This is a genomic window from Oceaniglobus indicus (assembly GCF_002751875.1).
Taxonomy (GTDB): domain Bacteria; phylum Pseudomonadota; class Alphaproteobacteria; order Rhodobacterales; family Rhodobacteraceae; genus Oceaniglobus; species Oceaniglobus indicus.
The window spans coordinates 1-24593 of the sequence record NZ_NMZM01000011.1; the positions used below are offsets into that span (position 1 = coordinate 1).

The following is a 24593-nucleotide window of genomic DNA, read 5'->3' on the forward strand; positions in this document are numbered from 1 at the left end:
GAGATCCCGCCGGGATCCGCCGGGGCCAGAACCGCATCTTCGGCGGTCTGCGTCATCTCGAAGATCTTCGCGCGCCCCTCGGCGGCCTGCCCGGCCGGCGATCCGGCGGCAACGCCGCTCAGCGCGAACGCGGTGGTGTCGGTCAATCCGCTCATGCCACTTTTCCTTCCCTGGTGCCGGTTTCCAAGACGCTCGGCTCCCATTCGTCGCCCTTCAGTTCGGGCGTGTCATAATCGACCAACGCCTGCCAATGCTGTTCGATATCTTCGGCATAGAAGGTCGCCGCGATCTCGCGCGCCAGCCATGCCGCGCCCTCCGACACGCCGGGGATGTCGCCGCTGACCTTTCCCAGGCTGGCCGTCGCGCCATAGTTGAAGCAATAGACGTTGGACAGCCAGGGCGCGGTGCCTTCCACCTTTTCGCGGAAGGTGAAATCCGGATTCAGATAAGGGAACCGGCCCAGATCGCGATGCTCTTCCCCTTTGGGCGGCTGATAGACGTCCTGCCACAGCAGGATGTTGTCGGCGGCATCGCCGAATTCGCTGCGCGCCATGGGATCGACGGTGAACCCGGTCCCGAGGATCAGGAAATCGGTTTCATAGGACGTGCCATCGGTGAAACCGACGCGGACGGCGCCATTGCGCTCCTCGGTGGTGGCGACGCCCTTGCCGAAATGGAAATAGGCGTTGTCGTGGCGCGACACCCGCTTGGTCGATCCGTGGGGCGGCGGCGTCTGGGTGACAAAGCTGTAGCGCATGAACTGCCAGCGCCACGCGTCGGACAGGGCACCGTATCCGGCGGTGAAGCCATAGCTGCCGATGCCCATCATCTTGTTGATCGTCGGCATTTTCTCGCGCCGGATCAGGTGGCGCACCTCGGCCGCGCCGTGTTCCAGCGCCTCGGCCGCGTTGTCCACCGCCGACGCGCCCACGCCGACGACCGCCACGCGCTTGCCCTTCAGCGCGCCGAAATCGATGTCGTCCGCCGAATGGGCCCACAGGTCTTGCGGCAGGCCCGAGACGAAACCGGGGATGTTCGGCTTGCCGGTGCCGTCGCGGCCCGTGGCGAAGATCAGTTTGCGGGTCAGAATGCTGCCGCTGTCGGCCCCCGACAGGTGCAGGCGAAGCAGATCGCCCTCGGGTTCGACCCGATCGACCGACACGCCGTTGTCCACCGGAATGTCCAGCACGCGGCGATACCAGCGCAGGTATTCCATCCACATCGGGCGCGGGATCTTGTCCAGCGCGTCCCAGGCGTCGGCGCCGTGCTGGGCGCGATACCATGCCTGGAACGTCAACGTGCCATGGCCGAACGCCGGACCGGTCAGGGTCTTGGGTGAACGCAATGTCTCCATCCGCGCATAGGTCAGCCACGGCCCTTCCAGCCCCTCGGGGCTGCGATCCAGAACGCGGACGTTGTCGATCCCGCCGGTGCGCAGGGCCAGCCACGCCACCATGCCGCACATGCCGCCGCCGATGATCACGACGTCGCTTACCCCTTCGCGCGGCGGCACCCAGGATTTGCCCGGATAGCACAGGCAATCCAGCGCCGATTTCAGATGCTGTTCCAGCGCGGCAAGGCCGATGGCGTCTATGGTGTGGTCGTAATCGTTAGGCATGGTCGGCTTCCTGACGGAACATTTGGAAATGAAGGGGCGGCGTGACGATCAGGCCCATCTGGGATGCAGATCGTCGATGTGAAAGGCGTGACTATGACCGGCGTCGGCGCCATGTTCGCGCAGATGCGGATGGTCGGCGGGCAGATCCGGGTGCGCGTGGGGCCGCACCAACGGATCGGCAGCGGGCCAGACCCGAAGTGCGGCAAGTGTGACGCAGACCGCCACGACACACAACACCACCAGCGCGGTTTCCAGCGCCACGACCCCACCCAGCCACCCGGCCAGCGGATAGGCGATGAGCCAGCCGAAATGGCTGAGCGAGAATTGCGCGGCAAACAGTGCGGCGCGGTCGTCGGTGCCGGCCGAGCGCACGATGACCAACCCGCCGGGCGTCATCACCAGCGACGAAGCCAGCCCGAAGCCGGCCCAGAGCATCGACAGCGCCGGGAATGTCAACGGCAGCAGGATCAGACCGCCAAGCGCGGCGAAGGCAAAGACACCCGCGGCCATCACCCGGCGTTCGGTGAACCGGGCCAGCGTCCGCGGCACGATCAGCGCGCCGACCGCCGCACCCGCCCCATAGAACGCCATCAGGATCGGATATTTCCCCGCCGCATCGCCCAGCCGAAGCCCGGCAAAGCCCACGGTGTTGACCAGAACCCACGCAAGCACCAGCGACAGCGACAGGTTGAACAGGAACAGACCGCGCAGGCGCGGCGTCTTGTGGAAGATGCGCAGGCCGGTCATGGCCCGCACCAGGAACGACCGCTTGCGCGCATCCGGCCGCGACGCCGGAAACCCCGTCGCGATCAGCGCCAGGACCGAACCGCCGAAGGCCAGTGCCGAGATCAGGAACAGCGTCGATGGCGCAAAGATCTGCAACGCGACCGCCGCAATCACCGGGCTGAGCACCGATTCAAGCGTATAGGCGATGCGCGAGATGACCAGCGCGCGGGTATAGACGGCCTCATCGCTCAGCAGGTCGGGAATGACCGTCTGGAACAGCGGGGTGAACCCGGACGACACGACGAAGAACGCAAAGGCCAACAGCCCGATTTCCCAGGTCTCGGTGACGAAGGCCATGGGGATCAGCAGCGACAGGCGCACGAGGTCCAGCGCGATCATCACCCGCTTGCGCGGCCAACGCGACAGCAGAGGCTCGGCCAGGGGGGCGAAGCCGACATAGGCCACCATCTTCAACGCGAACAGCAGGCCCAGGATCTGACCGGCCGCAACGGCCCCGCCGATGCGATAGGCCGCCATCGACAGGCCAACGGTCAGCAGCCCGACCGCGACCAGCGAACAGACCTGTGCCGCGAACAGCGACCGGAAGGCGGAATATGCAAATGGCGATTTCAAACTGCCGAACGCTCCGGGATGTTGTCGACGGATGTATACCGCGCCGTCGCGGTGTCGGCCACATAGAATGACCGGTAATCGGCCGCCTTGCGCGCAAGACTGTCCACCGCCGCGATGATCGTGTCCACCTTGGCGTCCGACATCAGCGCCGACAGGTTCAGCCGGACCCAACCCGGTTTGTCCGTCTCGGTGCCTGCCGCAATGGCTGCGAAGGTCGCGTCGGAACTGGCCTTGTCGAGGTTCAGCAAACGGTGCGCATAGGATCCGGCACAGGCACAGCCGCCGCGCGCCTGGACGCCGTGCAGATCGCTGAGCAACCGTGTGAAAAACTGGTGATGCACCGGCGCGCCCGCGTCGTCTTTCAGCATGAAGGAAAAGATCGGCAACGCTGGACCCGAGCGTTCGCGCCCGAGGATCGTCATGTTCGGATTGTCGCGCCAGACGGTCAGCGCCCGTTCGCGCAATTCATTCTGCCGGCGGATCAGCCACTCCTGCCCCAGCGCGTCCTTGATCATCAAGCACAACGCCGCGCGGATATCGCCGGTGACGTTGGGCGTGCCACCTTCCTCGCGGTGCGACAGGTGGCGCGAATAGACATGCCCCCAAGGCGACACGAAACTGACCGTGCCGCCACCCGCCAGCGTCGGGCTTTGCCGCGTGGCGATGGCATCGCGGATCACGGTGATGCCCGAGGCCCCCGGCCCACCGGGAAACTTGTGGCTGGAAAACACGATGGCATCCTTGGCCGCATCGGTCCCCGCCTTCATGTCCATGGGCAGGTATGGCCCCGCACATCCGTAATCCCAGATCGCAAGCGCACCGTGCTGTTTCAGCAGTCGTGTCACGACATCGGTGTCGGTGATGATCCCGGTCACGTTGGACGCCGCCGAGAATGCGCCGACGATCAGCGCAGCCTCTTTCGCCGCCTCCAGCGCGACACCCAGATCGGTCATGTCCGGCCCGCCTTCCGCCGCTTCGGCGATCTCGACCACTTCGGCGCCGCTTTCGCGCCAGGGCAACAGGTTCGAATGATGCTCGTAAGGGCCGATCAGAACCACCGCCCGATCACCACGCCGCGTGATCGCATCGATTTCCAGCAATCCGACGATGCGGTTGATCCCCGCGGTCGATCCCGCGCCGGTGAAGATCACGCTGGTGTCCGGCCCCGCCCCCGTCAGCCGCGCGATGGTGGCGCGCGCCGCCTCGCGCAGTTTCGTCATGAAGGCCCCGCAATAGGACGCCTGCGTGTGGCTGTTGGCGTAATAGGGCAGCACGCGGTCGCGCATGAAATCCTCGACCTGCGCCAAGGCCCGGCCCGAGGCGACGTAATCGGCATAGATCAGCGGCTTGTCCCCGAACGGACCGTCGATCCGCGCATCGTCGCCGATCAAGCCGCCTTGAATCCAAGCGTGGATATCGTCGCGCCGCAGGGCGTGGGCAAAATCTTCGAGGGGGGACATCGATACTCCTGACGTGGCTGGAAGGCTGTCCCAGTATGACGCAAAGAATTAGATTTCCTTCACATATCTTACCCTTGAAAAGGCCATTTATCTATCACATGATCGGGCATGGACCAAAAAATAGATCATCTTGACCGTCGTATTCTGGAAGAGCTTCAGCGCGACGCGACGCAATCCCAACGTGACCTGGCCGACCGGATCGGACTGTCGCAGAACGCCTGCTGGCGGCGGCTCAAGGCGCTTGAGGCGTCGGGCATCATCCGCAACCGCACGGTGGTTCTGGATCGTGACCGGCTGGGCGCGGGGATGGTGGTGTTCGTGCTGGTGCGCACACGTCATCACTCGGCCACGTGGCTCAGGACGTTTCGCGCCCATGTGTCGTCGATCCCCGATGTCATCGACTTTTTCCGCATCGGCGGCGATTACGATTACCTGCTCAAGGTCATCACCCGTGACATGAACAGCTATGACGAGGTCTACAAGCGCCTGATCGGCGAGATCGAACTGGAAACCGTCACATCCTTCTTCGCGATGGAGGCGATTGCCGAACAACGCCCGATTCCGCTGACCTGAGGCGCGTTCCGGCGGTTCGTGCCGCAAGGGTCGCTCGGGGGGTGCTACGCTGTGCTTCCCCAACCCTGCGCACGCCCCATGCCTTGCAACGGACGCTCAGACATCCTCGCCGCGTGCGGCCGCGGCCAGGGCGGCTTCGATGTCGTCCGCCTCCAGCCCGTAAACCTCGGCCGCCGTCCATGGCGAGATATAGCCGCGTGCCAGATCGCGTTTCACCCGCTCGGGCGCGCGGTCTTTCGGCGCGCCGTATCCGCCGCCACCCGGAAACGCCATGGCAACCCGGCCGCCGTATGGCACCGGCTGTTTTCCCTTGCCGCGCATCGCGGTGCCGTCGTCCTGCGCGATGGTCGTCGGCGCGCCGTTGGCGCCGCCGTGGCGGCCGCGCGCGGGATGATCGACCCGGTCCAGCATCGCCGACAGATCGAAGATGTATCCATCCCGCGCGCCAACCTCCATATACTGCCCAAGGCCGCCGCGATGTTCGCCGGCGCCGCCGGAATCCGGCCGCAGTTCCTTGCGCCAGATGACGACGGGGCCGGCGTGTTCCGTGGCCTCGACCGGCATCGTCATCACGCCCGACGGAAACGCCGTGGCGTTCAGACCGTCGACCGTGGGCCGTGCGCCCGAACCGCCAGAGTTGAAGGTCAGAACCTCGGCCCGCCGCGCCCCTTGCGGCGCACCGTGACCGGGGCGCACCGACATCTGGAAATTGCACAGGCATCCGGCCCCTTCGGCCGGCACCACATCGGGCAGGATTTGATCCAGCGCGGCATAGACGGCATCGGGCACGAAATGGCCGACGATATGGCGCAGGGCCACCGGCGCGGGATGGCGAGCGTTGACGATGCAATCTTCGGGTGCGGTAACCTCGAACGGGGCCAGCGATGCCGCGTTGTTGGGCACTTCGGGGGCGATGGCGCATTTCAGAGCGTAACAGGCATAGGCCTTGGCATAGACAAAGGGACAGTTGATGCCCTTGGCGTCCAGCCCCGAGGTGCCGTCGAAATCCACGACGATCCGGTCGGCCTGAACGTCCAGCCGCACCTTCATGGTGATCGGGGCGGAAAATCCGTCGATTGTCATCTCTCCGGCAGCGGATCGGCGGGGAAGTGCCGCGATCCGGTCCAGCGTGGCGCGCCGCGAGTTGTCGAAGATGAACGTGGCGATTTCGGTCAGGTCGCCCAGTGCGAATTCGTCCATCATGGCGCTCAGGCGGCGGTGGCCGATCTCGTTGCAGTTGGCCAGCGCATAGAGATCACCGACCAGCTGATCGGGCTGGCGCACGTTGCCGCGCACGATCCCGAGCAGGGTCTGATCGACCGTGCCGCGATCGGCGAACTTCATGATCGGGATATACAGCCCTTCCTCGTAGACGCTGTTGGCATCGGCGCCAAAGCCGCGCCCGCCGACATCGACCACATGAGCGGTGCAGGCGAAGAACCCGACCAGCGCGCCGTTGTGGAAGGACGGCGTCACCACTGTGAAATCGTGCAGATGACCGGTGCCTTCCCAGGGATCGTTGGTCAGATAGACGTCGCCCTCGTGGATGTTGTCGGGCCCGATGCGGCGGATGAAATGCGCCACCGCATCGGCCATGGCATTCACATGCCCCGGCGTGCCGGTCACCGCCTGCGCCAGCATCCGCCCGTCGGCGTCGTAAACTCCGGCGGACAGATCCCCCGCCTCGCGCACCGACGGCGAAAACGCGGTGCGGATCAGCGCCTGGGCCTGTTCCTCGACCACCGAGATCAGACGGTTCCACATGATCTGCAGGGCGACGGTGCTGCGTTTGTCTGCCATGGTCTATTCCTTCGCCGTGATGTCGATGCAACCGTCCGACTGCCGGATGGCGCGGCGGCTGGACGGGACGATGATGGTCGTCTCGTCCTCGGTGATGGCGGCGGGGCCTTCGACGGTCTGACCCGTCGCGATGTCGGCGCGGCGCACCACCTGCGCGGTGCGGAATGCAGACCGGGCCGGATCGAAGATCTCGCGCGTGCCGGATTTCGACGCCTCGCCCGATCGCGCCAAGGATTTCACCGGATCGACCGGCGGCACCGTCGTGGCCGCGTTCACGGACCACAGCGTGATTTCGATGTCCAACCCCGCCACGGTCCGCGAGAACAGCCTGACGTAGGCCGCATCGAACAGGCGGCGGAAGGTGTCGGCGTCGGGGGCTTCTGCATCGGCAGGAGACAATTCGATGGGGATTTCCCAGCCCTGCCCGGCATAGCGCATATAGGCTTTATACTCGGCCGAAATCTCGGCCGTGGCATCACATCCGCGCACGAACGCGGTGGCTTCCCGCTGCAACTCGGACAGCAGATCGGTGACCTTCGCCGTGTCGAGATCGTCAAGCCGCATATAGACCGACCGCGTCGCCTCGAAGCTGAACGGCGCGCGCAGAAAGCCGATGGCCGATCCCACCCCGGCCCCGGGCGGCACCAGAAGGCGGGTGATGCCCAGCTTTTCGCACAGCCGCCCGGCGTGCAGCGGCGCCGCGCCGCCAAAGGCGATCATGGTGTATCCGGCCAGATCCTCGCCGTTTTCGACGGCATGGACACGGGCGGCGTTGGCCATGTTTTCATCCACCACCTCGGACAGGCCGAAGGCCGCGGTGGGGCCGTCCATGTCCAGGGTTTCGCCCAGATGCGTGACCAAGGCGGTATCCGACGCGCCCGCGTCCAGCGTCATCGTGCCGCCGGCGAAACCGTCGGGGTCCAGCCGGCCCAGCACGAGATCGGCGTCGGTGACGGCGGGACGGGTGCCGCCGCGCGCGTAACAGGCCGGTCCGGGTTCGGATCCGGCGCTTTCGGGGCCGACGCGGATCTGGCGCATCCCGTCAACGTGGGCCAGCGATCCGCCCCCTGCCCCGATCTCCACCATGTCGATGACGGGGATCGAGATCGGCATCCCCGACCCCTTCTTGAACCGATAGGATCGGGCCACTTCGAACACGCGGGCCGTCTTGGGCGCGCCGTCGCGGATCAGGCAGATCTTGGCGGTGGTGCCCCCCATGTCGAACGACAGGACCCGGTCCAACCCGTGACGCGCGGCGATATGGGCGGCGAACACCGCGCCCCCAGCCGGGCCGGATTCGACCAGCCGCACGGGAAATTCCGCCGCACTTTCCAGCGATATGATGCCCCCGCCCGAATGCATCAGGAAGATGTCGCACACCGCCCCCTGGTCGCGCATCTTTTCGCGCAGTCGGCCCAGATAGGATTTCATCTGCGGCTTGACATAAGCGTTGGCGATGGCGGTGTTGAAGCGTTCGTATTCGCGCATCTGCGGCGACACCTCGCACGACAGCGACAGCATGACGTCGGGCATCCGTTCGCCCAGGATCGCCGCCACCCGGCGTTCGTGATCGGGATTCAGATAGGAATGGAGCAGGCCGATGGCGATGCTTTCTGCCCCCGTGGCCGCGATCCGGTCGGCGGTCTCGGCCACGGCGTCTTCGTCCAGCGGGATCAGGATGCCGCCGTCGGCGTCGATCCGTTCGGGCACGGTGAAGCGCATCTGCCGCGGCAAAAGCGGTTCGGGCAGCACCATGTTCAGATCGTATTGCTCGAATCGCGATTCGGTGCGCATCTCGATCACGTCGCGAAAGCCCTCGGTCGTGACCAATGCCGTCTTCGCCCCGCGCCGTTCGATCAGCGCATTGGTGGCCAGGGTGGTGCCATGGATGATCTGGCCGATGTCGGCGGGCGCGATCCCGGCCCGTGCGCACACCTGCAACATGCCCTCGACGATGGCGCGTTCCGGCGCGTCATAGGTGGTCAGGACCTTGGTGGAAAACGCGCCGCTGCCCGTTTCCAGGACCACGTCGGTGAAGGTGCCGCCGATGTCCGCGCCCAGCCGTATCTTCGAATCCGTCATCTCATCCCCCGCCGGTCCCTGAATTGGCACGATGGCCGCAAACGCCACGATGCTCAAGTCGGAGCAAGGGCGCCGAAACAATGTCGGACAAAATTGTTGACTATGTCCGACATTGATGGCTAGCTCGGCCCATGGATCATGTTGTCGCCCAACCCTTGCATCCCACGTCACCGCCCAAGGGAAAGAAGCGGGCGGTGATCGACGCGCTGTCGGAAATGATCGCCGCGCGTGGCCTGCAACAGGGCGACCGGCTGCCCAGCGAGCTGGACATCGCCCGGGATCTGAGCGTTGCGCGTTCCACCGTGCGCGAAGCCCTGGGCGCCTGGCAGGTCATGGGAATCGTGCAACGCAACAAGGGCGCCGGCACGATATTGATGGCGCCGGTCTGCAACACCGGCGGTCTGTCGCTGACCCTCGAAGCGGAAAGCCTGCGCCGTATGCTCGAGGTGCGCCGCCCGCTGGAAGCCGAAGCCGCGCGCCTGGCCGCGCGCCGTGCCGACGATCGCGCCCGCCACGACATCACCGGCCGGATGCTGGACCTGATGGAGGTTTACGAGTCCGGCGGCGACTGGCGTGCGGCGGATCACCTGTTTCACGGCGCCATTCACCGCGCGTCGGGCAACCCGCTGTTCGGCCAGTTGATCCACCAGCTGCTGACGACCTTCGACGAACTGTATGCCGCGCCGTTCGGGCAGGCCCAACTGGGCAGCGAGACGATCCCGCTGCACCGGCCTTTCAGCGAGGCGGTCACGGGCGGCGACGAACAAGGCGCCGTGCGCCTGATGAACGAGATCATGGACATCATGAACGACGCCACCCGCGCAATCACGAAAGATACGTAAATTGGATGATCTGAGCCCTGCCACCCTGTTGTCCGAACCCTACGGCCATGCCGACGGATCGGTGACACCGCCGATCTATCAGACGTCGCTGTTCACCTTCGACAACTACGCCGCCTTTGCCGACCGCATGGCCGGCCGCGACGATCGCGCGCTCTACACCCGGGTGCAGAACCCCACCGTTGCCGCATTCGAAGGAATGATGGCGAAACTGGAAGGCGGCGAGGCGGCGGTCGGCTTTGCATCGGGCATGGCCGCCATATCGTCGACGCTGTTCGCGCTGGTCAAACCGGGTGACCGGATCGCCTGTGTCGAACATGTCTATCCCGATGCCTTCCGCCTGCTGGAACGGATGCTGCGCCCCATCGGTGTCGAGGTGACCTATCACGCGCCGCGCGCCTTTGCCGAAGACCCCGACCTGCTGAAGGGCGTGACCCTGGCCTATCTGGAAAGCCCCACCTCGGCCGTGTTCGACGCCATGGACCTGCGCCGCGTGGCGGCCCATGCACGGCGCCATGGCACCCTGACGGTGATCGACAACTCGTGGGCGACACCGATCTTTCAGCGGCCGCTGGATCTGGGCATCGATGTCACCCTGCATTCCGCGTCGAAATACATCTCGGGTCATTCCGACACCGTGGCCGGTGTGGTCGTGTCCACGGCCGAGATCATCGCCAAGCTGCGGGATCTGACGCTGCCGTTGCTGGGCGGCAAGCTGGCCCCGTTCGAGGCCTGGCTGCTGATCCGCGGCCTGCGTACCCTGCCCGCCCGCATGCGTGAACATCAGCGCAGCGCCGATGTCTTCGTCGATCGCCTGGCGGATCGCGCCGACGTCACGCGCGTCAACGCGCCCGGCGCGAACACCGTGCCGGGGTTGATCGGGCGGTCCGGCCTGATGTCGTTCGAGGTGGCCGACAGCGTCGATATTCCACGTTTTGCCGACGCGCTGAAGCATTTCCGGCTTGGCGTCAGCTGGGGCGGATTCGAATCGCTGGTCCTGCCCTGTGCCATCGCGCTGGATCAGGCGGGGCCGAAAAACTCGATGCAGACCTTCGGCGTGTCGCCCCGCCTGATCCGCATTTCCATCGGCCTCGAGGATGTCGAGGATCTGTGGAACGACATCCAGCAGGCATTGGACGACGCGCACACCTGACCGGACCGACCCCGCCAGAGGGTCGGACACCGCCAACGCGAATTGCAACCTAGGGAGAGAAAAAACATGAAACGCCTACTGACCACCACGGCCCTGGCCATGGCCCTGACGGGCACCGCCCATGCGGCCGACCTGACTCTGGTCGAGGTCATCACCAGCCCGGAACGCACCGTGACCCTGACGGAGATCGTGTCGGAATGGGAAGCCGAGACCGGCAACACCGTCGAAATCGTCTCGCTGCCCTGGGGGCAGGCCTTCGAGAAGCTGGCCACCATGGTTGCCGGCGGCGACATTCCCGACCTGGTCGAGATGCCCGAACGCTGGCTTGCGCTCTATGCCGACCAGCTGGTCGATCTGGGCCCCATGGTCGCGGATTGGGAACATGGCGATACCCTGACCCAGGCCACCATCGACATGGGATCGATGACCGCCGATGGCAGTTTCAAGCAGCTGCCCTATGGCTTCTACCTGCGGGCGATGTTCTATAACAAGGACCTGCTGGCCGAGGCCGGCGTCGACGGCCCGCCCGAAACCTGGGAGGAGTTCCGCACCGCCTCCGAAGCGATTTCGAAGCTGGACGGCAAGTCGGGATACTGCCTGCGCGGCGGTCCCGGTGGCCTGAACGCCTGGATGATGCTGGCGACCGGCATGCGCGGCAACGACATCTATTTCGACGATGACGGCAAGAGCACGCTGAACACGCCCGAAGCGGTGGCCGGCTTCCAGTATCTGATCGACCTCTATCAGGACGGGCTGACGCCGCGTGATTCCGTGTCCTGGGGCTTCAACGAGGTGGTCGCGGGCTTCTATTCGGGCACCTGCGCATTCCTCGATCAGGATCCCGACGCCCTGATCGCGGTCGCATCGCGGATGGACGAAAGCAGCTTCGCCGTCGCGCCGATCCCCAAGGGGCCGGACGGCAAGTCGTTCCCGACCATCGGCTATACCGGCTGGTCGATGTTCCAGTCCAGCGACAACAAGGACGAGACCTGGTCGCTGATCGCGCATCTGTCGTCGCCCGAGTCGAACAAGACCTGGGCCAAGCGGGTGGGCGTGATCCCGATCCACGAGGGCGCCGAACAGGACCCCTATTTCCAGAGCGAACAGTTCGCCGGCTGGTTCACCGAGCTGAATGATCCCGCCTATTCGCCGATGATCATGCCCAACTATCTGGAGCAGTTCGGCTATTTCTCGGACTCCATCGCTCTGGAAACCTGGCAGCAGGCGCTGCTGGGCGAAATCACGGCCCAGGAAATGGCCGACGAGTGGGCTGAATTCCTGACCGAGGAATACAGCAAGTACCAGGCCGGCAAGTGAGCCAGCCGACCACCATAGCGAACGCGTCCGGGATGCCCCGGACGCGATTTGGCCGGGCCTATTTCCGATATGCCGTCGAGCCCTGGTTGTATCTGTCGCCCGCGGTGCTGCTGATCTGCTTCGTGATGCTGATCCCGCTGTTCATCGGCGTGTCGTATTCGGTGCAGTCGATCAATCTGCTGCGCCCGTTCGACACCGGTTACATCGGGCTCGAGAACTTTGCCGAACTGGGCGATGACAAACGGTTCTGGACGGCCATGGTCAACACCTTCTGGTGGACCTTCGGATCGGTGACGCTGCAATTTTTGCTGGGCCTGGGGCTGGCGATGCTGCTGACCCGCCCGTTCCACGGCAAGCGCATCGTTCAGGCGCTGGTCTTCCTGCCGTGGGCCGTGCCGACGTTCCTGATCGCGCTGACCTGGGCGTGGCTGCTGAACCCGATCATCGGCCCCCTGCCCCATTGGTGGGCGGCGATGGGGATTCTCGGCGAACCCTACAACATCCTGTCCAATCCCGAGACGGCGATGTGGGGGCCGATCATGGCGAACGTGTGGTACGGTGTGCCTTTTTTCGCGATCACCCTGCTGGCCGCGCTGCAATCCATCCCCGGCGAGCTGTATGAGGCCGCCGAGATCGACGGCGCCACCCCGTGGCAGTGTTTCACCAAGATCACGCTGCCCTTCCTTGGCCCGATGATCGCGATCACGGTCATGCTGCGCGCCATCTGGGTCGCCAATTTCGCCGACCTGATCTATGTCATGACCGGCGGTGGTCCTGCCAATTCGACACAGATCCTGTCGACATACATTTTCACGACCGCATTCCGGAAGCTGGACTTCGGCTATGCCTCGGCGATCGCCGTTGCGCTTCTGGCGGTGTTGTTCGTCTATGCGGCACTGTTGCTGGTGATCCGCGCGAAGCTGGTGAAAACCTGATGGCCTCTGCATTCCGTCCGTCACCCGTCATGGTCACGCTGAAATACGCGGCGATCCTGGGCTATGTCGCCTTCGCGCTGTTCCCGCTGTATTGGCTGGTCAAGATCGCGCTGACCCCCGATGCGCTGATCTTTTCCGACGGCACCGCGCTCTGGCCTTCGGCGCTGACCTTCGACAATTTCCGCAAGGTGATCTTCCAGTCCGATTTCATGGGCTATTTCACCAACTCGGTCATCGTGTCGCTGTCCACCGCGGCCGCGACCACCCTGATCGCCGCGGCCGCCGGGTATGCGTTTTCGCGGTTCCGGTTCCGCGGCAAGGGGATCGTGATCGCGCTGATGCTGCTGACGCAGATGTTTCCGCTGCTGATGATCATCGCGCCGATCTACAAGATCGTGTCCAGCCTGGGGATGCTGAATTCGCTGACCTCGCTGATCGTCGTCTATACCGCCTTCAACATCCCCTTCGCGACCTTCCTGATGCAGAGCTTCTTTGACGGCATCCCCAAGGATCTGGAGGAAGCGGCGATGATCGACGGCTGCACCCGTCCGCAGGCGCTGCGCCTCGTGATCCTGCCGTTGACCCTGCCGGGGCTGGCGGCGACGCTGGGCTTCGTGTTCACCGCCGCGTGGTCCGAGCTGTTGTTCGCGCTGATGCTGATCTCGAAGAACGACGCGATGACCTTCCCCGTGGGCCTGCTGACCTTTGTTTCCAAATTCTCGGTCGACTGGGGGCAGATGATGGCGGCGGGCGTTCTGGCGCTGGTGCCGTCGTGCCTCTTCTTCTTCTTCATACAACGCTATCTGGTGCAGGGGCTGACGTCCGGCGCCGTGAAAGGGTGATGCAATGGCAACCATCGAAATGCGGTCCGTCTCGAAGAAATACGGCAACGTCGAGGTGCTGCGCGACATCGACCTGAACATCGCCGACGGTGAATTCATCGTGCTGGTCGGACCGTCCGGCTGCGGCAAGTCCACCCTGTTGCGGATGGTGGCGGGGTTGGAGCCGATCACCGGCGGCGATTTCACCATCGGCGGCAAGCTGATGAACGACGTGCCGCCGCGCGACCGCGACATCGCCATGGTGTTCCAGTCCTACGCGCTTTACCCGCACATGACGGTGGGCCGGAACATGGGCTTTTCCATGGAGATCCGGAAGACACCCAAACGCGAGCGTCTGGGCCCCGTGGCCGGCGCCGCCGCGACCCTGGGCCTGGACAAGCTGCTGGATCGTTATCCCAAGGCGCTGTCGGGCGGCCAGCGCCAGAGGGTCGCCATGGGCCGGGCCATCGTGCGCGACCCCAAGGCATTCCTGTTCGACGAACCGCTGTCCAACCTGGATGCCGCCCTGCGCGTCGAGATGCGGCTGGAAATCGCGCGCCTGCACCAACGCCTGTCGACGACGATGATCTATGTCACCCACGACCAGGTCGAGGCGATGACCCTGGCCGACCGGATCGTCGTGCTGGACGCGGGCAGGATCCAGCAGGTGGGCACGCCATTGGACCTGTATGAACGCCCCGCGAACCGCTTTGTCGCCACCTTCATCGGCTCGCCCAACATGAACATCCTGGATGCGACTGCCGTCGAAGGCGGGATGCAGATCGGCAAGAGCCCGGTGATCGCCGCGCCGAAAGGGGCCGTGCAACTGGGCATACGGCCCGAACACCTGGGGCTGGCGCACCAGGGTGCCGGCGACATCGACGTCACCGCGCAACTGGTCGAACGGTTGGGATCGGATACGAACATCTATACTGAAAGCCCGGACCTGGGCTCGATCCTGCTGCGCGTGCACGGCAATGTCGATGTCAACGCGGGCGACGCGATCGGGCTGACCCTGACGCGCGACAAGCTGCATTTCTTCGATACCGCCGGCAACAGCATCGCCCGTCAATCCTGAGTGTCGGCCGCCAGCAGTGCGGCACCCAGCCGGGCATCGACCATCAGGCGGTTGACGAACCCCGCCCGCAGAACGGCCAGCGCCGCGCGCCGCTTGGCCGTTCCGGCCACCATCAGCGTCACATCGACCCGATGCAGATCGTCCAGCCCGATCGACGGCGCGCGCGCGTTCAGAGGCGTATCGGCCAGCGATCCGTCGGCGCGAAAGAACTTGCCGGTGCTGTCGCCCGCGACCCCGGCGGCGGCCAGGGCCCGGGCGTCGTCATCGGTCAGGATACCGCTGTCATAGAGGATCGCGCCCGGCGCACATTCGCCGGCCGAAATCATCATCCGGTCCGCCGTCTGCGCCGCGCGCAAAGTCTCGCGCACCAGCCGTTGACGCAGAATGACCGTGCAATCCTCGACGCTGTCCGCAAGGAACGGCGCGGGCAGGAACATCGCGCCGCCTCCCGTCAGGCTGGCCAGGCGCGCGCAGATATCCACCGGATTGGCGACCGACGTGCGCGCCATGGTCCCCATCAGCGACACGAACGTCAGGTTCGGATTGCGCAACCCGGTCAGCGCATCGGTCATGGCGGCCAGCGTCCGCCCCCAGCCGACGCCGATCTTCTGTCCCCCGTCACCGCGGGCGATCCGCGCCAAAAACCCCGCGCCGACAATTCCGACCGCCCGGCGGGCCACCGCGTCGTCGTCGGGCATCCCGTCCATCGGCGCGACCTGAACCTCGGCCAGGGAAAACCGTTCGGCCAGGCGGTCGGCCAGGGCCAGCGTTCCCGTCGTCTCGTGATCGATGCTGACGCGCACGATGCCGCTGTCACGCGCTTCGGCCAGCAGGCGCAGCACCTTGAAGCGCGAGATGCCCAACCGCTGGCTCACCTCCTCCTGGCTCAGCCCGCCGACGTGATACAGCCACGCGGCCTGGACCGGATCGTCGGTATCGGTGCGGTTCGGTGCCATGGTGCAGACTGCCTGAATCGGGGATTTTCGGGGCGACAAGCGGATTGACCTGTTGCAGCTCAAACGATAACACTTTTGTGCAACGCCTGCACTATTGTTTCAAGTGCGGCATTGCAGGCGCAGCATCAGACCGTCTGGGGAGGCGCGGAATGACACATGTGATCGGCATCGACGGTGGCACCGAAGGCCTGCGCGCCCATGTGTTCGACCTGGCGGGCCGCTCGCTGGGGTCGTGCAAGGCCCCCTATGCCACCGACTTTCCCAGCCCCGGTCGCGCCGAACAATCGCCCGACGATTGGTGGGCCTGTTGCGGCGTGGCGGTGAAGGGCGCGATCGCGGACGCCGGCGTCGATCCGGCCAGCGTCACGGCGATCTGTGCCGACACCACGTCCTGCACCGTCGTGGCGCTGGACGAGGCCGACAAGCCCCTGCGTCCGGCCATCATGTGGATGGACATGCGCGCCCACACCGAAGCCGCCGACATCGCATCCACCGGCGATCCGGCGCTGCGCATCAACGGCGGCGGCGCCGGGCCGGTGTCGCCGGAATGGATGATCCCCAAGGCGCTGTGGATCGCGCGCAATGAACCCGGGATCTGGGGCAAGGCGGCAAGGATCGGTGAATATCAGGATTACCTGAACCTGCGGCTGACGGGAAAATGGTGCGCGTCGCTGAACAACCTGACCATGCGCTGGCATTACCAGACCGATCACGGCGGCTGGCCCGACGGGTTGCTACGCCGCATGGATCTGCAGGACTTGAAGGACAAGTGGCCGTCCGACATCCGCGCCCCCGGTGATGTGGTCGGACCGCTGACGCCTGAAGCCGCGAAACATCTCGGCCTGCCCGAAACCACCAAGGTGGTGCAGGGCGGCGCCGACGCCTTCATCGGCATGATCGGCCTTGGCGTGCGCAATCCGGGCGATCTGGCGATGATCACCGGCTCGTCCCACCTGCACCTTGGCATCGCATCCGAAACGGTGCACGCCAAGGGCGTCTGGGGCACCTACATGGATTGCGTCTATCCCGGCCGCGCGGTGATCGAGGGCGGCCAGACCTCGACCGGATCGGTGATCGCGTGGTTCAAGCGTCATTTTGCCGAAGACACATCATTCGACGACCTGAACGCCGCGGCGGCAGAGATCCCGCCAGGCGCGGAAGGCTTGCTGGTGTCGGACCATTTCCAAGGCAACCGCACGCCCCACACCGACCCGCTGGCGCGCGGCGCGATCACCGGCCTGACCTTGAACCATACCCGGGCCCACGTCTATCGCGCGCTGATCGAAGGCATCTGCCTTGGCACCCGGCTGATCGTCGACAGTTTCGGCGCGGCGTTCGAGGCAAAGCGCATCGTCGTCGCCGGCGGCGCCACACGCGCGCCCCTGTGGTTGCAGATCCACGCCGATACGCTGGGCATCCCCCTGATCCTGACCGACGAGCCCGAGGCCTGCCCCCTTGGCGCCGCGATCCTGGCCGCCACCGGCGCGGGCCATTTCGACAGTATCGACGCGGGATGCGACGCCATGGTGCGCACCGCGCAGGTGATCGAACCCGATCCCGAAACCCACGCGGCCTATGCCCCGATCTATGCCCGCTACCGCGCCGCCTATGGCGCGCTGAAACCCCTGAGGGATACATGAACGCCCAGAAGAACACCGCGCCGCTGGATCGTTACCGCACCATGCGCCGGATCCGCAGCTTCGAGGAACGGGTGGGCGAATTGTTCCTGCGCGGCGAAAGCGCGGGATCCATGCTGCACCTGTCGATCGGGGAAGAGGCCGTCGTCGGCGTCACGGATGCGATGGGCGACGGCGACACCTTCACCACCCACCACCGCGGCCACGGCGTGTTCCTGGGGCGCGGCGCCGACCCGGCGCGCATGATGGCGGAAATCGGCGGCAAGGCCGACGGCTATTGCCGCGGCAAGGGCGGCTCGATGCACATCGCGTCCCATGCGCTGGGGCATCTCGGGGCCAATGCCATCGTCGGCGGCGGTATCCCCCATGTCGTCGGCGCCGGTCTGACCTATCGCAACAAGGGCACCGGCCATGTCTCGGTCGCGTTCTTCGGCGACGGCGCCATGCAGCAGGGCATCCTGTATGAGGCGATGAACATGGCCGCGCTGTGGAGATTGCCGGTGATCTTCTGCTGCCTCAACAACCAGTACGGCATGGGCACGCGGATCGACCGCGCGGTGGGCAAGCTGGCCTTCGGCGAACGCGCCGAGGCGTTCGGCCTGCAGGCGGCCCATGCCGACGGCACCGACGTCGAAGAAGTCCACGACACGGCGCAATCCCTGATCGCGGACGCGCGGGGTGGCAAACCCGGCTTCCTCGAAATCTCGTCGTTCCGGTTTTACGGCCACGCGCGGATGGACAAGAGCCCCTATCGCACCCCCGAAGAAGAGGAAGAAGGCCGCAAGCGCGATCCCGTCCTGAAGGCGCGTGAACGATTGATCGAAAGCGGCCTCGGCTCGGATGCTGACATGGAAAGGATCGACACCAAGGCGGACGATGAAATGGACGCCGCCCTCGAATCCGCTGTCACCGCATCGCCCCCGCCGCTGGACACGATGTTCGAGGACGTCTTCCATCCCGACAGCCCCGCACCGGCCCCCCAGCGCGACCGCCTGCGCGCCATCCTGACGGAAACCCCATGACTGCCCAACAGACAACCTACCGCGAGGCGATCCGCCAGGCCCTGCTCGACGCCATGGCCGAAGACGACGACGTGATCCTGATCGGCGAAGAGGTCGGCGTCTATGGCGGCGCCTATGGTGTGACCAAGGGGTTAATCGACATTTACGGCGCCGATCGTGTCATCGATTCCCCGATCTCCGAGGCCGGTATCGTCGGCGCGGCGGTCGGCGCCGCCATGACCGGTCTGAAACCCGTGGTCGAGCTGATGTATGTCGATTTCATCGGCCTCGTCATGGATCAACTGGCCAACCAGGCCGCCAAGAGCCGCTACATGTTCGGCGGCCAGATCGAAGTGCCGATGGTCCTGCGCACCCAGGGCGGCACGGGCCGATCCGCCGCCGCGCAACATTCCCAAAGCCTCGAGGCATGGATGATGCACACGCCGGGCCTGCGGCTCTGCATGCCGGCCACGGTGAACGACGGCTATCACCTGCTGCGCGATGCCCTGCGCCAGCGCGACCCGGTCTGCTTCATCGAACACAAGGGCCTTTACACCATGAAAGGTAACCTTGACACTGCACGTGCCGATGCCGATTGGGGTCAGCCGGCCATCCGCCGGACCGGCGGCGACATCACCATCGTCACCTACTCCCGCATGGTGCACGAGGCCCTGAAAGCCGCCGATGCCATGGCCGAACAGGGCGTCGAGGCCACGGTGATCGACCTGCGCTGCCTCAACCCGCTGGACATGGCGCCGATCCTTGCCTCGGTCCGCGACACCGGCCGTGCCATGGTGGTAACCGAAGCCGCGCTGACCGGATCGGTCGCCTCGGAAATCGCCGCCCGCATCGGCGAATCGTGCTTTGACTGGCTGGAAGAGCCCGTGTTGCGCATCGGTGGCGAGGATATTCCGATCCCGGTATCCCCGAAACTGGAAGCGGGCTCGATCCCCGACGCCGGGCTGATCGCCGAAACCGGCCTCTGGATGATGCGCAGGGACACCCTGGCATGGGCCTGAGCACGATCACCCTGCCCCGCCTCGGCGAAACCATGGAAGAGGCGAAGGTGACGGATTGGCTGGTTGCCCCCGGCACCGCCTTCCAGCGGGGCGATGTCCTGCTCGAGGTCGAAACCGACAAGACCGTCGTCGAAGTTCCCGCCCTGAAATCCGGCACCATGGCCCGGCACCTGGTGGCCGAAGGCGACACCGTCGCCCTGGGCGACCCGATTGCCGAAATTGAGACGGATGGCCCAACCGAAACCCCGCAGGGTACCACCCCCACAGAGGCACCCGGAACCGCTACATCAGACGCGGCCGAATCCGCCCCTGCTTTTTCTTGCGAAAAATACTCGAATCCGACGCCGATCCAGCCCCTGACCCCCGAAGGGCCCACCGCCGCCAGCCCCCGCGCCCGGCGTCTTGCGAAACGGGCGGGCTTGGCGCTCGACGGCATCACCGGCACGGGGCGGCGTGGCCGGATCACCGGCGACGATGTCGAGGCGGCGCGGGGCGGTCGGGCCGCCGCCGCCAGTCGCAAGGCATCGGACCGGATCGATACACCCCATGGCGCCATCGCCCTGCGTCGCCTGGCGCCGGACGCTGCCGGCGCTCCGGTCCTGATGTTGCACGGGCTGTTCGATCACGGGCGCGGCTGGCGCGATCTGCCGGATCGCATCGCCGCCGCGGGTCATCCGGTGCTGGTGCCCGACCTGCCCGGCCACGGCGACAGCGACGCGATGGAAACGCTCGAGATCGTCGGCGACGCGCTGGCGCGGCTTGTGCCCGAGGGTCCGGTGATCCTGGTCGGCCATTCCTTGGGCGCCGTCCTGGCCACGCGCATCGCCCGCGCCATCGGGCCGCGCGCGCTGCGGCTTATCCTGCTCGCGCCTGCCGGTCTCGGCCCGCGGATCAACGCCGATTTCCTCGACGTGATGGGCCACGCCGCAACGCCCGAGGGACTGGCGCGCGGCTTTGCGCTGTTGGGGGCGGGGCCGGTATCGGCCACTGTCCTGGATACAGAACTGACCCGGCTGAAGGCCACCCGCCCCGCCATGCTGGCCCTGTCGCGCCAGGGCGCCCGGGACGGTGTGCAGCAAACCGACATCGCCCCCGATCTTGCACGGCTGAGCTGTCCGGTGACGGCGATCTTCGGGCTGGATGACCGGGTGATCCGCTGGACCGATTGCGCCGCCTGTCCGCCGCGCACCGCCATTCACCTGATCCCCGACGCCGGTCATCTGCCGCATCTGGCCGAACCGGACCTGGTGACCGGGTTGATCGCCGATCCGGGGCGGGAAAACGTCAACGATCTGCAAGGAATGTCTGGAAAAGCACCAAGCCTTCGATAGACTGATCTGCAACAAACCGGCGCGAAAACAAAACGCGCCATCAAGGGAGGACGACCATGACCAACAAAACCAAACTTCTTGCCGCAATCCTGGGTGCGACCACGCTGGCGGCGCCGCTGGCCGCCACGGCGCAGGAGGAGACATCCATCGCCACCGTCGTCAAGATCGCCGGGATTCAATGGTTCGACCGCATGGAACAGGGCGTCGACAAATACGCCGAGGATACAGGCACCAACGCCTTTCAGGTCGGCCCGGCCCAGGCCGATCCGCAGCAGCAGGCCGCGCTGATCGAAGACATGATCGCCCAGGGTGTCGATGCCTTGGCCGTGGTGCCGATGTCGCCCGAAGCGCTGGAACCGGTGCTGAAACGCGCCATGGACGCGGGCATCGTCGTGGTCACCCACGAGGCCGCCAGCCAGGAGAACACCCAGTACGATATCGAAGCCTTCAAGAACGAGGATTTCGGCGCCAACCTGATGGAACAACTGGCCACCTGCATGGGCGGTGAAGGCGAATACGCGGTCTTCGTCGGCTCGCTGACGTCGCAGACCCATACACAGTGGATCGACGGCGCCATCGCGCACCAGAAAGCCAACTATCCGAACATGACCCAGGTCGGCGATCGCAACGAAACCTTCGACGATCAACAACAGGCCTATGCCAAGGCCCAGGAGGTGCTGCGCGCCTTCCCGAATGTGAAGGGCATGCAGGGGTCCGCCTCGACCGACGTGGCGGGCATCGGCCTGGCGATCGAGGAACGCGGGCTGGAGGATGATACCTGCGTCTTCGGCACCTCGCTGCCGTCGATCGCGCAGCAGTATCTGGAAACCGGCGCCGTCGACGGCATCGGCTTCTGGGATCCGTCGATTGCCGGATACGCGATGAACAAGGTCGCGCAGATGATCATGGACGGTGAAGAGGTCACCGATGGGATGGATCTGGGCCTGGAAGGCTATGAGGCGATCAAGCTGGACGGCAAGGTCATCTATGGTCAGGCATGGGTCAACGTCGATGCCGACAACATGGCCGACTATCCGTTCTGAGGAATGACGCCGTTGGGGGCTGCCGGATGGCGGCCCCCTTCCCTTCTTCGCCATTCCGCCGTTTCCGTCGAAAGGTTGTCCGTTGTCCGACACCGATCCGCCGCTGGTCGAGATGACCGGCGTGACAAAGAAATATTCCGGCATCGTTGCACTTTCGAATGTCGATTTCACGATCCGCGCCGGCGAAGCGGTGTGCCTGGCCGGTGAAAACGGCAGTGGCAAATCGACCCTGATCAAGATCCTCGCCGGGGTCGAGCCGCGCAATGCCGGTGACATTCGGTTTTCGGGTGTTGCCCAGGGCGCGCTGTCGCCGCGCGCATCGGCGGACGCGGGCGTCATGGTGATATTCCAGGATTTCTCGCTGTTTCCGAACCTGTCGGTGGCGGAAAACATCGCCTTTTCCACCCAGTTGTCCGCTCAGGGTGCCTTGTATCGCAAGGCCGAGGCCCGCCGGATTGCCGCCGAAACGCTGAAGCGGGTCGGGGTCGACATTTCACTGGATGCGCGGGTCGAGAGCCTGCCGGTGGTGCACAAGCAACTGACCGCGATCTGCCGCGCGCTTGCCATGGATGCGCGCCTGATCATCATGGACGAACCGACGACCGCCCTGACCGAACGCGAGGTCAAGACCCTGTTGGGGATCATCCGGCGGCTGAAGGCCGATGGTGTCGCGGTGCTGTTCGTATCCCACAAGCTCGCCGAGGTGCTTGAGGTCTGTGAAAAGGTCGTTGTGCTGAGGAACGGCGAAAAGGTCGCCGAAGGCCCCGCGACCGAGTTCGATTCCGCATCGCTGACCCGGGCGATGACCGGGCGTGACGTGGCCGAAACCCCGCCCGATCCGCTGGCTGCCGACGCCCCCGTGTTGATGAAGGTCGCGGGCCTGTCGAAGGACGGCGTGTTCCACGATATCGGGTTCGATCTGCGCGCGGGCGAGGTGCTGGGCGTCTCCGGACTGCTTGGCAGCGGGCGTACCGAATTGGCCAAGGCGCTGTTCGGCCTCGTCGCGCCCGACACCGGCACGATCACCCTGAACGGCGCGCCGATCCCCCTGGGCGATCCGTTGAAGGCGGCCGCCGCCGGCATCGGATACGTTCCGGAAGACCGCCTGACCGAAGGCCTGTTCCTGGACCAGAGCATTCAGCGCAACGTCGCCGTCGGTCGGCTCGACGCCTATGACCGGGGCGCGATGCTGGATCTTGCGGGGCTTTGGGGCGAGGCGCGCGACTGGCTTAAGAAACTGTCGGTGAAACATTCCGACCCCGAAGCGCCGGTGCGCTCGCTGTCAGGGGGCAACCAGCAACGGGTGGTTCTGGCCCGCTGGCTGGCGCGCGGCCCGAAGGTTCTGATCCTGAACGGGCCATCCGTGGGTGTTGACGTGGGGTCGAAATCCGAGATCCACGACATCATCCAGGCACTGGCCCATGAAGGGCTGGGCGTCATCGTGATTTCCGACGACCTGCCCGAACTGCTGGCCACCTGTCATCGCCTGCTGGTGATGAAGGGCGGGCGCATCACCGATGAGATCATCGGCACCGACACCGACGAAACCGATCTCGGCCACAGGCTTGCGTCATGAAGAACATCAACCTTGCCCGCAACGAAGTGCTGGTTGCGCTGGTGATCCTGGCGTTCTGCGCCTTTGCCGCCCTGTCCGACCCTCGGTTCCTGTCGATTCCGACCCTGACTGACCTGCTGCGCAACGGCATCATCCTCGGCATCTTTTCGGTCGGCGCGATGCTTGTCCTGGTGTCGGGGGGCATCGACGTGTCGTTCACCGCGATCGCCGCCTTTGCCATGTACACGACCACGGTGTTCCTGCTGGAATACGCGCCGGGCCTGCCGTGGTATGTGATCTTTGCCATTGCCATGGTGCTGGGCGCGCTTCTGGGATGCATCAACGGGGTGCTGATCGCGGTGTTCCGCCTGCCGACCCTGATCGTGACCCTCGGCACGCTGTCGGTGTTCCGCGGCTTCCTTCTGACCTTTGTCGGCTCCAAGATGATCTCGGCGCTGCCCCCCGACATGCGCGGATTTTCCCGCATGATGATGGTGCGCGGCACCAACGCCGACGGGTCGTTCTATTCGCTGCCCTGGGCCTTTGCCGCGCTGGTGATCGTCGTCGTGCTGACCTGGTTCATCCTGCACAAGACGATGCTGGGCCGGTCGATCTTTGCCATCGGCGGATCGGACGAAAGCGCGCGGCGCATCGGCATCCACGTCACGCGGGTGCAATTCTTCGTCTATGTCTATGTCGGCGCCCTGGCCGGCCTCGCCGGGATCATCCATGCGTCGATGTCGCGCCTCGCGAACCCCTTTGATCTGGTCGGGCTTGAGTTGTCGGTGATTGCCGCCGTGGTTCTGGGCGGTGCGCGCCTTGCGGGCGGATACGGCACGCTGACGGGCACCTTGCTGGGCGTCGCGCTGATCGTTCTGGTGCAGAACAGCCTGATCGTCCTGGGCATCCCGTCGACGTTCCAGTCGATCACCATCGGCATCCTGATCCTTGTCGGCACCGGCCTGCCCGCTTGGCAGGCGAAACGCGCCGAAGCCCGCGCAGCATGAGGAAGACGA

General features: G+C 65.4%; 20 protein-coding genes. 14 read left to right on the forward strand and 6 right to left on the reverse strand.

The annotated features are described in order from the left end of the window. Positions 1 to 151: 151 nt before the first annotated feature. Genes CFP68_RS15580 through CFP68_RS15590 form a run of 3 tightly spaced genes read right to left on the reverse strand, consistent with a single transcriptional unit; the run spans position 152 to position 4437 of the window. Entirely contained in the window at positions 152 to 1618 is a 1467-nt protein-coding gene (locus CFP68_RS15580; RefSeq protein ID WP_099827876.1) for an NAD(P)-binding domain-containing protein, read from the reverse strand. 48 nt (positions 1619 to 1666) lie between these two features. After that, complete coding sequence (locus tag CFP68_RS15585) at positions 1667 to 2977, reverse strand: MFS transporter (protein ID WP_099827877.1); 1311 nt, start codon at positions 2975 to 2977, stop codon at positions 1667 to 1669. Next, on the reverse strand, positions 2974 to 4437 hold the full coding sequence (locus CFP68_RS15590; RefSeq protein ID WP_099827878.1) for an aminotransferase class V-fold PLP-dependent enzyme: 1464 nt from the start codon (positions 4435 to 4437) through the stop codon (positions 2974 to 2976). The genes CFP68_RS15585 and CFP68_RS15590 overlap by 4 nt, the downstream gene beginning before the upstream one ends. A 108-nt stretch (positions 4438 to 4545) precedes the next feature. Between CFP68_RS15590 and CFP68_RS15595 the strand changes: the two genes are divergently transcribed. Continuing rightward, on the forward strand, positions 4546 to 5010 hold the full coding sequence (locus tag CFP68_RS15595) for an Lrp/AsnC family transcriptional regulator (RefSeq protein WP_099827879.1): 465 nt from the start codon (positions 4546 to 4548) through the stop codon (positions 5008 to 5010). Between the two features lie 96 nt (positions 5011 to 5106). Here the strand turns inward: CFP68_RS15595 and CFP68_RS15600 are convergent, their stop codons facing one another. Both CFP68_RS15600 and CFP68_RS15605 read right to left on the reverse strand, forming a co-directional pair. Further along, positions 5107 to 6810, reverse strand: a complete 1704-nt coding sequence (locus tag CFP68_RS15600) for a hydantoinase B/oxoprolinase family protein (protein WP_099827880.1) — start codon at positions 6808 to 6810, stop codon at positions 5107 to 5109. Between the two features lie 3 nt (positions 6811 to 6813). After that, complete coding sequence (locus CFP68_RS15605; RefSeq protein ID WP_099827947.1) at positions 6814 to 8892, reverse strand: hydantoinase/oxoprolinase family protein; 2079 nt, start codon at positions 8890 to 8892, stop codon at positions 6814 to 6816. A gap of 131 nt (positions 8893 to 9023) precedes the next feature. Between CFP68_RS15605 and CFP68_RS15610 the strand changes: the two genes are divergently transcribed. The 6 genes from CFP68_RS15610 to CFP68_RS15635 all read left to right on the forward strand — a co-directional run bounded on the left by CFP68_RS15610 (position 9024) and on the right by CFP68_RS15635 (position 15035). After that, on the forward strand, positions 9024 to 9734 hold the full coding sequence (locus CFP68_RS15610; protein ID WP_241524121.1) for a FadR/GntR family transcriptional regulator: 711 nt from the start codon (positions 9024 to 9026) through the stop codon (positions 9732 to 9734). 1 nt (position 9735) lies between these two features. Next, positions 9736 to 10884, forward strand: coding sequence for an aminotransferase class I/II-fold pyridoxal phosphate-dependent enzyme (locus CFP68_RS15615; RefSeq protein ID WP_206601924.1), 1149 nt, complete (start codon positions 9736 to 9738; stop codon positions 10882 to 10884). A 66-nt stretch (positions 10885 to 10950) separates the two neighbouring features. Further along, on the forward strand, positions 10951 to 12201 hold the full coding sequence (locus CFP68_RS15620; RefSeq protein ID WP_099827882.1) for an ABC transporter substrate-binding protein: 1251 nt from the start codon (positions 10951 to 10953) through the stop codon (positions 12199 to 12201). Positions 12202 to 12233: 32 nt separating this feature from the next. Next, positions 12234 to 13136, forward strand: coding sequence for a carbohydrate ABC transporter permease (locus tag CFP68_RS15625; protein ID WP_099827883.1), 903 nt, complete (start codon positions 12234 to 12236; stop codon positions 13134 to 13136). Then, positions 13136 to 13978 carry a carbohydrate ABC transporter permease gene (locus CFP68_RS15630; RefSeq protein ID WP_099827884.1) on the forward strand — a complete coding sequence of 281 codons (843 nt, stop codon included), beginning with the start codon at positions 13136 to 13138 and terminating at the stop codon, positions 13976 to 13978. Before CFP68_RS15625 ends, CFP68_RS15630 begins: the two co-directional genes overlap by 1 nt. Before the next feature lie 4 nt (positions 13979 to 13982). Next, complete coding sequence (locus tag CFP68_RS15635; protein ID WP_099827885.1) at positions 13983 to 15035, forward strand: ABC transporter ATP-binding protein; 1053 nt, start codon at positions 13983 to 13985, stop codon at positions 15033 to 15035. On the opposite strand, the gene CFP68_RS15640 is transcribed toward CFP68_RS15635, so the two are convergent. Then, positions 15026 to 15991, reverse strand: coding sequence for a sugar-binding transcriptional regulator (locus CFP68_RS15640; protein WP_099827886.1), 966 nt, complete (start codon positions 15989 to 15991; stop codon positions 15026 to 15028). The two genes, CFP68_RS15635 and CFP68_RS15640, sit on opposite strands and share 10 nt — an antisense overlap. 149 nt (positions 15992 to 16140) lie before the next feature. Here CFP68_RS15640 and CFP68_RS15645 point away from each other — a divergent pair, with 149 nt between their 5' ends. The 7 genes from CFP68_RS15645 to CFP68_RS15675 all read left to right on the forward strand — a co-directional run bounded on the left by CFP68_RS15645 (position 16141) and on the right by CFP68_RS15675 (position 24584). Next, positions 16141 to 17631 (forward strand): FGGY-family carbohydrate kinase, encoded by a 1491-nt coding sequence (locus CFP68_RS15645; RefSeq protein WP_099827887.1) that lies wholly within the window; start codon positions 16141 to 16143, stop codon positions 17629 to 17631. Next, a complete protein-coding gene (locus CFP68_RS15650) occupies positions 17628 to 18650 on the forward strand; it encodes a thiamine pyrophosphate-dependent dehydrogenase E1 component subunit alpha (RefSeq protein WP_099827888.1) in 1023 nt (340 codons plus the stop codon). The genes CFP68_RS15645 and CFP68_RS15650 overlap by 4 nt, the downstream gene beginning before the upstream one ends. Further along, positions 18647 to 19648, forward strand: a complete 1002-nt coding sequence (locus CFP68_RS15655) for an alpha-ketoacid dehydrogenase subunit beta (RefSeq protein WP_099827889.1) — start codon at positions 18647 to 18649, stop codon at positions 19646 to 19648. Before CFP68_RS15650 ends, CFP68_RS15655 begins: the two co-directional genes overlap by 4 nt. Continuing rightward, positions 19639 to 20979: an alpha/beta fold hydrolase gene (locus CFP68_RS15660; protein WP_099827890.1), complete on the forward strand. Its 1341-nt coding sequence runs from the start codon at positions 19639 to 19641 to the stop codon at positions 20977 to 20979. Before CFP68_RS15655 ends, CFP68_RS15660 begins: the two co-directional genes overlap by 10 nt. A gap of 56 nt (positions 20980 to 21035) precedes the next feature. Next, complete coding sequence (locus CFP68_RS15665) at positions 21036 to 22022, forward strand: autoinducer 2 ABC transporter substrate-binding protein (RefSeq protein WP_099827891.1); 987 nt, start codon at positions 21036 to 21038, stop codon at positions 22020 to 22022. 82 nt (positions 22023 to 22104) lie between these two features. After that, a complete protein-coding gene (locus tag CFP68_RS15670; RefSeq protein WP_206601925.1) occupies positions 22105 to 23598 on the forward strand; it encodes a sugar ABC transporter ATP-binding protein in 1494 nt (497 codons plus the stop codon). Next, a complete protein-coding gene (locus CFP68_RS15675; RefSeq protein WP_099827892.1) occupies positions 23595 to 24584 on the forward strand; it encodes an ABC transporter permease in 990 nt (329 codons plus the stop codon). The genes CFP68_RS15670 and CFP68_RS15675 overlap by 4 nt, the downstream gene beginning before the upstream one ends. Positions 24585 to 24593: the final 9 nt, after the last annotated feature.

What these genes read in the sequence shown, in the direction of transcription:
- CFP68_RS15645 (WP_099827887.1), top strand. Translation starts at nt 16,141, where the DNA reads ATGACACATGTGATCGGCATCGACGGTGGCACCGAAGGCCTGCGCGCC.
- CFP68_RS15590 (WP_099827878.1), bottom strand. Translation starts at nt 4,437, where the DNA reads ATGTCCCCCCTCGAAGATTTTGCCCACGCCCTGCGGCGCGACGATATC.
- CFP68_RS15600 (WP_099827880.1), bottom strand. Translation starts at nt 6,810, where the DNA reads ATGGCAGACAAACGCAGCACCGTCGCCCTGCAGATCATGTGGAACCGT.
- CFP68_RS15625 (WP_099827883.1), top strand. Translation starts at nt 12,234, where the DNA reads ATGCCCCGGACGCGATTTGGCCGGGCCTATTTCCGATATGCCGTCGAG.
- CFP68_RS15635 (WP_099827885.1), top strand. Translation starts at nt 13,983, where the DNA reads ATGGCAACCATCGAAATGCGGTCCGTCTCGAAGAAATACGGCAACGTC.
- CFP68_RS15630 (WP_099827884.1), top strand. Translation starts at nt 13,136, where the DNA reads ATGGCCTCTGCATTCCGTCCGTCACCCGTCATGGTCACGCTGAAATAC.
- CFP68_RS15605 (WP_099827947.1), bottom strand. Translation starts at nt 8,892, where the DNA reads ATGACGGATTCGAAGATACGGCTGGGCGCGGACATCGGCGGCACCTTC.
- CFP68_RS15640 (WP_099827886.1), bottom strand. Translation starts at nt 15,991, where the DNA reads ATGGCACCGAACCGCACCGATACCGACGATCCGGTCCAGGCCGCGTGG.
- CFP68_RS15610 (WP_241524121.1), top strand. Translation starts at nt 9,024, where the DNA reads ATGGATCATGTTGTCGCCCAACCCTTGCATCCCACGTCACCGCCCAAG.
- CFP68_RS15650 (WP_099827888.1), top strand. Translation starts at nt 17,628, where the DNA reads ATGAACGCCCAGAAGAACACCGCGCCGCTGGATCGTTACCGCACCATG.
- CFP68_RS15675 (WP_099827892.1), top strand. Translation starts at nt 23,595, where the DNA reads ATGAAGAACATCAACCTTGCCCGCAACGAAGTGCTGGTTGCGCTGGTG.
- CFP68_RS15595 (WP_099827879.1), top strand. Translation starts at nt 4,546, where the DNA reads ATGGACCAAAAAATAGATCATCTTGACCGTCGTATTCTGGAAGAGCTT.
- CFP68_RS15655 (WP_099827889.1), top strand. Translation starts at nt 18,647, where the DNA reads ATGACTGCCCAACAGACAACCTACCGCGAGGCGATCCGCCAGGCCCTG.
- CFP68_RS15580 (WP_099827876.1), bottom strand. Translation starts at nt 1,618, where the DNA reads ATGCCTAACGATTACGACCACACCATAGACGCCATCGGCCTTGCCGCG.
- CFP68_RS15665 (WP_099827891.1), top strand. Translation starts at nt 21,036, where the DNA reads ATGACCAACAAAACCAAACTTCTTGCCGCAATCCTGGGTGCGACCACG.
- CFP68_RS15660 (WP_099827890.1), top strand. Translation starts at nt 19,639, where the DNA reads ATGGGCCTGAGCACGATCACCCTGCCCCGCCTCGGCGAAACCATGGAA.
- CFP68_RS15620 (WP_099827882.1), top strand. Translation starts at nt 10,951, where the DNA reads ATGAAACGCCTACTGACCACCACGGCCCTGGCCATGGCCCTGACGGGC.